This window comes from Halomonas sp., from assembly GCF_033549285.1.
In the GTDB taxonomy this organism is placed as follows: domain Bacteria; phylum Pseudomonadota; class Gammaproteobacteria; order Pseudomonadales; family Halomonadaceae; genus Halomonas.
Genome location: NZ_JAWSUJ010000084.1, coordinates 1 through 8652 on the forward strand (window position 1 = coordinate 1; position 8652 = coordinate 8652).

5 protein-coding genes are annotated in these 8652 nt (G+C 69.2%); 3 read left to right on the forward strand and 2 right to left on the reverse strand.

Annotated features, from left to right (window positions below; translation table 11 throughout):
- Positions 1–153 precede the first annotated feature (153 nt).
- The gene (gene elbB, locus SCI24_RS16180; RefSeq protein ID WP_318726357.1) at positions 154–816 is read right to left on the reverse strand and encodes an isoprenoid biosynthesis glyoxalase ElbB; all 663 of its coding nucleotides are present in this window, start codon (positions 814–816) and stop codon (positions 154–156) included.
- Between the two features lie 225 nt (positions 817–1041).
- Here elbB and hemB point away from each other — a divergent pair, with 225 nt between their 5' ends.
- Positions 1042–2043, forward strand: coding sequence for a porphobilinogen synthase (gene hemB / locus SCI24_RS16185; RefSeq protein ID WP_412930024.1), 1002 nt, complete (start codon positions 1042–1044; stop codon positions 2041–2043).
- A 46-nt stretch (positions 2044–2089) separates the two neighbouring features.
- Positions 2090–4294, forward strand: coding sequence for a polyphosphate kinase 1 (gene ppk1 / locus SCI24_RS16190; protein WP_318726359.1), 2205 nt, complete (start codon positions 2090–2092; stop codon positions 4292–4294).
- A 105-nt stretch (positions 4295–4399) separates the two neighbouring features.
- Here the strand turns inward: ppk1 and SCI24_RS16195 are convergent, their stop codons facing one another.
- Complete coding sequence (locus tag SCI24_RS16195) at positions 4400–6550, reverse strand: PhoX family phosphatase (protein ID WP_318726360.1); 2151 nt, start codon at positions 6548–6550, stop codon at positions 4400–4402.
- A gap of 266 nt (positions 6551–6816) precedes the next feature.
- Between SCI24_RS16195 and SCI24_RS16200 the strand changes: the two genes are divergently transcribed.
- Positions 6817–8517 (forward strand): hypothetical protein, encoded by a 1701-nt coding sequence (locus tag SCI24_RS16200; protein WP_318726361.1) that lies wholly within the window; start codon positions 6817–6819, stop codon positions 8515–8517.
- The last annotated feature ends 135 nt before the right edge of the window (positions 8518–8652 follow it).

Sequence of the window (8652 nt, forward strand, 5' to 3'; positions counted from 1 at the left end):
GGCCAAGCGGCCAAGCGGCCAAGCGGCCAAGCGGCCAAGCGGCCAAGCGGCCAAGCGGCCAAGCAGGATTAAGACCCGAGCCAGCAAAAGCAACCCCCCGAGGGTCTCGGCCTTCGGGGGGTTGCTTGTAGCTCGGCGCTCGGCGCTTGAAGCTTACAGATCCATCAGCTCGTCGACGCGGTCGACCAGCTTGAAGATGCCGGTGGCGGCCTCGCTGATGCGCGTGGCCAGCATGTAGGCCGGGGTAGTCACCACGCGGTTCTCGAAATCCACCACGATCTCCTCGACCCCGCAGCTGCGGTGCAGGCCGCCCATGGCGCTGATCGCGCCGGCGACGCCCGGGTCATGCCCCACGGTCACGGCGATGCCGGGGCCGAGCAGGCGTGGCACCAGCACCGGGCTGATGCACATCAGGCCGATCGGCTTGCGCGCCTCATGGAAGCCGGACAGCGCCTCGCTGAGCTCGTCGAGCACCTGCATGCCATCCCCCGCCTCGGCGAAGTCCGAGAGGTTCTTGGCGACCCCGAAGCCGCCGGGAAGGATGACCGCATCGAAGTCGTCCGCCTCGAGCTCGTCGAGGGGCGAGATCTCGCCGCGGGCCAGGCGCGCCGACTCCGTCAGCACGTTGCGACGCTCCCCCTCGGCCACCTCGCCACGACGATGGTCGATGACGTGGTACTGCTCGATGTCGGGGGCGAAACAGCGATAGCCCAGGCCCAGCTGATCGAGGCGCAGCAGGGTCAGGGTGGTCTCGTAGATCTCGGCACCATCCTGCACCCCGCATCCCGAGAGGATGACCGCCACCTGTTTGCTCATGCCTTTCTCCTTGAAGGTAGGCGCCCGGCGAAGCCAGGCCCTGAAATCCGCAAGCCTTCACTTTAGAGAGTCGGTCCGGGTGCGACAAGGCGCGGCTTTCGACGCCGGGCGACACTGATATACTCGAGGCATTCGACTGCCGCTGTCATCAATCCGTCATCCAGCATCGCCACAATGACGGGACGGCGGTCCCGACCCCCTATGCGGAGAGACGCCTTGAGCTTCATGACCACACGCCAGTTCCCGACCTCGCGCCTGCGCCGCATGCGCCGCGACGACTTCTCGCGCCGCCTGATGCGCGAGCACACCCTGACCGCGGCCGACCTGATCTGGCCGGTGTTCGTGCTCGAGGGCGAGGGCCAGCGCGAGGCGGTGCCCTCCATGCCGGGCGTCGAGCGGCTGTCGCTCGACCTGCTGATCGAGGAGGCCCGGGAGGCCTTCGCACTCGGCATCCCGGCCATCGCCCTCTTCCCGGTGGTGGGCACGGAACTGAAGAGCGAGCTGGCCGAGGAGGCCTACAACGCCTCGGGGCTCGTCCAGCGCAGCGTGCGCGCCCTCAAGGAGGCGATCCCGGGGCTCGGCATCATCACCGACGTGGCGCTCGACCCCTACACCAGCCACGGCCAGGACGGCATCCTCGACGAGGCGGGCTATGTCCACAATGACCGCACCGTGGAGACCCTGCTCAAGCAGGCGCTCTCCCACGCCGAGGCGGGTGCCGACGTGGTGGCGCCCTCGGACATGATGGACGGGCGCATCGGCTCGATCCGCCACGTGCTGGAGCAGGAGCAGCTGGTCAACACCCGGATCATGGCCTACAGCGCCAAGTACGCCTCGCGCTACTACGGCCCCTTCCGCGACGCCGTGGGCTCCGCCGGCAACCTGGGCAAGGCGGACAAGACCACCTACCAGATGGACCCGGGCAACGGCGACGAGGCGCTCCACGAGGTGGCCCTGGACCTGGCCGAGGGCGCCGACATGGTGATGATCAAGCCTGGCATGCCCTACCTGGACGTGGTACGCCGGGTGAAGGACGAGCTCAGGGTGCCCACCTTCGCCTACCAGGTGAGCGGCGAGTACGCCATGCACATGGCCGCCTTCGAGAACGGCTGGCTGGAGGCGGATACGGTGATCCTGGAATCGCTGCTCTGCTTCAAGCGCGCCGGCGCCGACGGCGTGCTGACCTACTTCGCCAAGCGGGCGGCCCGGCTGCTCGCGACGCCATAGACGACGGGAGGGACAGCGCCCTTCCGCCCGACGACAGGGAATCTCCATGGAAGAGACACGCGGTCCCGACCGGCAGCCCGACCTGCCCACCCCGCCCCAGGGCGGCGAGCCCCCCGAGCCTCCCGCCCCGCGGCTGAACCAGACCCGCACCGGCATCAAGCCCAAGGCGCTGCCGGATCCGGAGGCGGACCTGGCCGACCCCGGGCTCTACTTCAACCGAGAGCTCTCCCACCTGCAGTTCAACGTCCGGGTGCTGGAACAGGCCCTGGACAAGGCCCATCCGCTGCTCAACCGGCTGATGTTCCTGCTGATCTTCTCGTCCAACATGGACGAGTTCTTCGAGATCCGCGTGGCGGGCCTCAAGAACCAGGTCCTGCTCGGCGATGACTCCACCGGCGCCGACGGCCGCTCGCCCCGCTCGGTGCTGGCCGAGATCGCCCAGATCGCCCATGCCCAGGTGGCGCGCCAGTACCAGATCCTCAACGAGGTGCTGATTCCCGCCCTGGAGGCCCAGCGGCTGCGCTTCCGCCGCCGCGGGGACTGGTCCGAGGCCCAGCGCGCCTGGGTGCGCGACTACTTCGAGACCGAGATCATGCCGGTGATCAGTCCCATCGGCCTGGACCCGTCCCACCCCTTCCCGCGCCTGGTCAACAAGAGCCTCAACTTCATCGTCCAGCTCGAGGGCAAGGACGCCTTCGGCCGCGAGGGAGGCCTGGCCATCCTGCCGGCCCCCCGCTCGCTGCCGAGGGTGATCGCCCTGCCCGGGGCGCTCTGCGAGGCGGGCTTCAGCGAGTACGTCTTCCTCTCCTCGATGATCCATGCCCATGCCGAGGAGGTCTTTCCCGGCATGACGGTGCTCGGCTGCTACCAGTTCCGGCTGACCCGCAACGCCGACCTCTCCGTTGACCCCGAGGAGGTCTCCGACCTCGCCTCGGCGCTGCGCGGCGAGCTGCTGTCGCGGCGCTACGGCAGCGGGGTCCGCCTGGAGGTGGCCGACAACTGTCCCGACGAGCTGACCGAATTCCTGCTCCGGCAGTTCCAGCTCGAGGAGGCGGACCTCTTCCGGGTCAATGGCCCGGTGAACCTGACCCGCATGATGTCGGTGCTGGGCGACGTGGAGCGTCCCGAGCTGCTCTACCGCCCCTTCACGCCCGGCCTGCCCAAGTCGCTGCGCAAGGCCGACAGCGTGCTGGCGGCGATCGCCGATGGCGACATCCTGCTCCACCACCCCTTCCAGTCCTTCTCGCCGGTGGAGGAGATGCTCGGCGAGGCCGCCCGGGACCCGGACGTGCTGGCCATCAAGCAGACCCTCTACCGCACCGGCGCCGACTCGCCCATCGTCAACGCCCTGGTCGAGGCCGCCGGCAACGGCAAGGAGGTCACAGTGGTGATCGAGCTGCGGGCGCGCTTCGACGAGGCCGACAACCTGGCGCTGGCCTCGCGCTTGCAGGAGGCCGGGGCGATCGTCATCTACGGGGTGATGGCCTACAAGACCCACGCCAAGATGATGCATATCGTGCGCCGAGAACGGGGCAAGCTGCGCCACTATGCCCACCTGGGCACCGGCAACTACCACTCGCGGACCGCCAAGCTCTACACCGACTACAGCCTGCTGACCGCCGACCCGGTGCTCTGCGCCGACGTGCACAAGGTCTTCCAGCAGCTCTCGGGCATGGGCCGGGCCCGGCATATCGAGCAACTGCTGCACGCCCCCTTCACCCTGCACGAGCAGATGGTGGCCAGGATCGACCGGGAGGCCGAACATGCCCGCAAGGGCAAGCGCGCCCACCTGATCATCAAGTGCAACTCGCTCACCGAGCCGAAGCTGATCCAGGCGCTCTACCGGGCCTCACGGGCCGGGGTGGAGTGCGACCTGATCATCCGCGGCATGTGCTGCCTGCGCCCGGGCATTCCCGGCATCTCGGAGAACATCCGGGTACGCTCGATCATCGGCCGCTTCCTGGAGCACACCCGGGTGTTCCACTTCCACAACGACGGCAAGCCGGAGACCTGGGGCTCCAGCGCGGACTTCATGGCGCGCAACATGTTCCACCGAGTGGAGACCTGCTTCCCGCTGCTGGACAGGAAGCTGGCCGCCCGAGTCCGCAAGGACCTCGAGACCTACCTGGTGGACAACTGCCAGAGCTGGTTGCTGCGCAGCGACGGCCTCTACGTCAAGCAGCAGCCCGGCGGCGCGGCCCCGATCAGCGCCCAGGAGACCCTGCTCTTCGCCTACGCCGCCAGGGCCTGACGCTCGACGCGAGCCTTGACGAAATCGCCTCCGCGGCGCGTGCCGCGGAGGCGATGCTTCTTACGGCTTCAAGCTTATGCCGCATAGATACCGGCGAAGCCGGGCTCAGACGCCGATCTGGCCGCCATCCTCCTTCTGGATCACCACGGTCGACGCCCGCGGGCGAACGCTGCCCTGGGTCTGCGCGGTGGCATCCTCCGAGGCCGGCCAGTTGCCCGGGTGCTGGATGTTGATGAACAGCGCAGTCTTGTCCGGGGTGGCGAAGATCCCGGTGACCTCGCAGTCATTGGGACCCACGGCGAAACGCTTGAGCTGCTGCTGGTTGCCGGCATTCACCACGGCGCGCGCGTCGCCCACCTCCAGGCCATTGGGCACCACGGCCAGCACCTGGTCGTTGGTGGCCTCCTCGACCGGGTCGTAGCCGTTGTCGGTCTGGATCCAGAGGATGCCATCACCGTTGCCGCGATCGTCGAACCACAGGCCATCGGGGCTGGCGAACTGGTTGAGCTCGGTCAGGCCGGAGTAGTTGTCGGCATCCGCGGCAGCGGCACCGAAGACGAATACCTCCCAGTCGAAGTGGACCCCGTCGGCACCCTCGCGCCAGCGAATCACCTGGCCGGCGCTGTTGGACTCGCGGGGGTTGGGGCCATTCACCGGCGCGGTGGCAAAGCCCACACCCGGCTCCTCGACGTCGCTGCCGCCGTTGGTATAGGTCGGCGCCGTGCCCTCAGCGGTGCGCTGACTGTTGTTGGTCATCGCCATGTAGACGTCACCGGAAGTCGGGTCCACGGCGCCCCACTCGGGGCGATCCATGGGCGTCCCGCCCATCAGGTCGGCGGCATCACAGGTATGGATGATGATGCCCGCCTGGTCATCGGCGGCCAGTCCCAGGGCCTCGTGGAGGCGACGGCCATCCTTGGTCAGCGCCTGCGGGGTCAGCGGCCGCCACTCGCCGCGGCCGTCGGCATCGAAGCGCGCCACGTAGAGGGTGCCCTCGTCCAGGTACTTGGCACCGATCGCCAGGCGGTCGAAGTTGGCACCCGGCCGGTTGGCATCGGCCGGGCTCCAGGTCGCCTTGGAGACATACTTGTAGATGTACTCGTTGCGGGCGTCGTGGCCGGAGTAGAAGACCACCGGCTTGCCCGGCTCCAGCTTGCCCACCCAGCAACCCTCGTGGCGGAAGCGGCCCAGGGCGGTTCGCTTCACGGGGCGTCGAGTGCCGTCGTAGGGGTCGACCTCGACCTGGTAGCCGTAGGTGCGCGCCTCGTTGCGGTAGTCACCGGTGGCGTTGTCCGCGACGGGATCGGTGTTGAAGCGGGCGAACTCGTCATTCCGCTCGGACGAGTCGTCGGCGGCGGTCTCCCAACCATAGCGCCCGCGCCCCCGGGAGACGCCCAGGCGGTCATCGTCCAGCTGCCGGTCGGTGTTGCGCACGAAGTAGCCGGGCCAGTTCTCCTCGCAGGCCAGGTAGGTGCCCCAGGGAGTGTAGCCGTTGCCGCAGTTGTTGGAGGTCCCGCGGGTACGCGTGCCCTCGGGCGAGAACTTGGTCTTGACATAGTCGCTGCCGGCCAGCGGCCCGGCGATCTCCATCTCGGAGGCGTTGGTGATGCGCCGGTTGTAGGGCGAGTCGACCACATGGCTCCAGCGGCCGTCGGCCTGCTTCTTCACGTGCACGACGGAGACACCGTGGGCATTGATCTCGGTGCGCACCTCGTCGGCCGGACGCCGCCCCTCGCGGGCATTGGTCGGGCCGCCCCGGGGTGCCCAGAGGGCGCCCTGGTCGATGTATTCGTGGTTGATGGCGAGCAGGAATTCCCGGGACTCGCTGCCCTTGTTCAGCGGAAAATGGTACATCCCGTCGTGGTGCATTCCGATGGCATTGGCCTGGATTTCCGGGGTGATCTCGAGATCCTCGCGCCACTCGGGAACGTCACTGGTGAGCCGCGCGCCCCAGGGAATCAGCACCTGAGCCGTGTAGCCGGCGGGCACCACGACGCTGTCGAGCTTTTTGCCACGAAGGGACTCGAAGGCCAGGGTCAGCGGCTTCTTGCCCGGTGCGCTGCTGCCCTTCATGCCGGTACGGGCATCGGGAGCGGCCAGGGCGCCGGCGGCCCCGAACCCCATCACCGACACGGCGGCGAGGCCCAGGCCACCACGCATCATGTCACGCCGCGACACGTGCTTTTCCAGGACGGAAGAGAACGGCTCGTTACCGCTCTGATTGAAATTGCGATGATCCTCGATTTCCTTGCTCATGCTTGCCCCTCCAGGTCGCCAGGTTGAAATGCCGGAACCGACGGATTCGCCGGGTCGCCAGCGAAAAGTAAGCCGGCAAGGTGACAAGCGCGTTAACGATAAAAGACGCTTTCCTGGCGAGGCAGAGTCTTCACGGGACTGTCCTCTGCCCGTCACGAAAGCGTCATCCATCCTTCACTAGGATATCCCACCAACCCAGGCCCACTTCCGACCTGTCAGCGGCTGCCGCCGCTTCGACACGCCACCGCAGGATAGCGAAGCCATCCATGACGCCAACGCCGCCCTCACACCTCCCGGACGATGACGCTCGCGGCATCACCCGACGCACCCTGATGCGGGGCGGAGCGCTCGGCCTCGCCGCCTCCTGGCTGGGGGGCTGTGCCGTATCGACGGCGCCGCGGCGACGGCCCCTGCCCAAGCAGGCTCGTGTGGAGCTCCTCTACTACGCGGATACCCTGGATGCCCGCACCCCGGGATTCCCGGTGGTACCGGCCACGCACCTGGGGCCATCGCGGCGTCTGGGCCAGCCGCCCTGGCTCACCGCCGACGCGGCGATGGCCATGGCCGCCGGCCCACCGGCCCTTCTGCTGCCGCGCCAGGCGAGAAGCGCCGCGCTCGGCGGCCAGGGCGCCCTGGCCGCGCGCCTCGAGGCCCTGCGCGACACCCTCGGAAAGACACGCACCCTGACCCTGGAGAATGGCCAGTGCTGGAACGGCAGTGGCCTTTGTCACCTCACCCGGGGGGAAGCCGGCCTGGCGTCCAGCCGCCTGCTGGGGGCCGAGGTGCGCGTCAGCAGCGACGAGCGCCTGCTCTGGCCCGATCAGGCCGCCGGTATGTACCGGGCCTTCGAGGGCCCCGTTCTCGGCCTGCTCGGGCAGGAGCGCAACCCGGCCGGCACGGTGCGGCCCCTGACCCTGTTCGACCGGGGAGGGGCGCGGGTGGCGGTGGTCGGTGTCACGGACCCCCACGCCGCCGACGAGATGCGCCCGCTCGATGCCTGGTACCGGGAGGTAGAGCGCCACACCCGGGAGGCGAGTGAGCAGGCCGACCTGGTCGTGGTGCTGGCCGATTGCGGCACCGGCGCCGGCCTGTGGCTGGCCGAGCGCTTGTCGGCTGCCGACCTGCTGCTGTGTGCCCGTGGACAGGATTTCTGGCCGGCGCTGGTGCCGGTGCGCCAGCCCGAGGGGCGCACCCTGCCGGTCTGTTTTCCGGGGTGCCGGGCCGCAGGGGCCTTCCAGCTCAGCTGCTCGCCCGAGGGACAGGGCTGGCGGGTAGAGGCGCGCTTCCATCTGGCCGACGCCGCCCAACTGGGGGGCGAGGCACGAAGCCGTGCCGCCGAGCTGCAGCAGCGCCTGGAGGCAGACCGCGCTCCCTTCGCCAGCTGGCTGGATGCGCCCCTGGCGCAGGCACCGGACTGGCTCTGGCGGCGCGACACCGTCGGCGGCAGCTGGGACGCCGTGATCAACGACGCCCTGCTCGGCCAGGGCAGTGCCGACCTGGCCCTCTCCCCCGGATGGCGTCACGACGTACTGCTCCCTCCCGGCAGCCCCATCACGCGCGACCACCTGGTCAGCCTCACCGGCGGCCACGAGGTGCGCCTGCTGGAGCTGGAGGCCAGCACCCACGACCTGCGCTCCCTGCTCGAACGCGCCAGCGACCACTGCTTCGGCTCACCCTCCCTGCTCGACACCTCCCAGGACCTGCCACGCCTGCAGGGCGTGGCATGGGGATGCCGCTACGCCGCCGAGGTCGGACAGCGCATCGAACTCGGCGAGCTTACCGGCACGCGGCTGGCCACCTGGCAGCCCGGGGTGCACTCCGGCGAAAGCCTGTGGCAGCGCCTGGAAGCCTACCTCGGTGAGCGTCCCGAGGACTGGACGCTGCCGCCGGCGCCCAGGGTGCGCCTGGCCGGGGTATCGGGTCATCCCGGCTGGCACCCCGGGCAGCGGCCCGGAGCCGTTGGGTGAGGCCGAGCGCGCTGCCTAGATGGCTGGGCTGGCTGGCCGCGGGCCTGCTGCTGGCCACCCTGGCGATGCGGCTGGCCCTGCCGACCTCGTCGACCACGGGCGAGCCACGGGGACAGGGTGCCCTGCCTCCCGTGC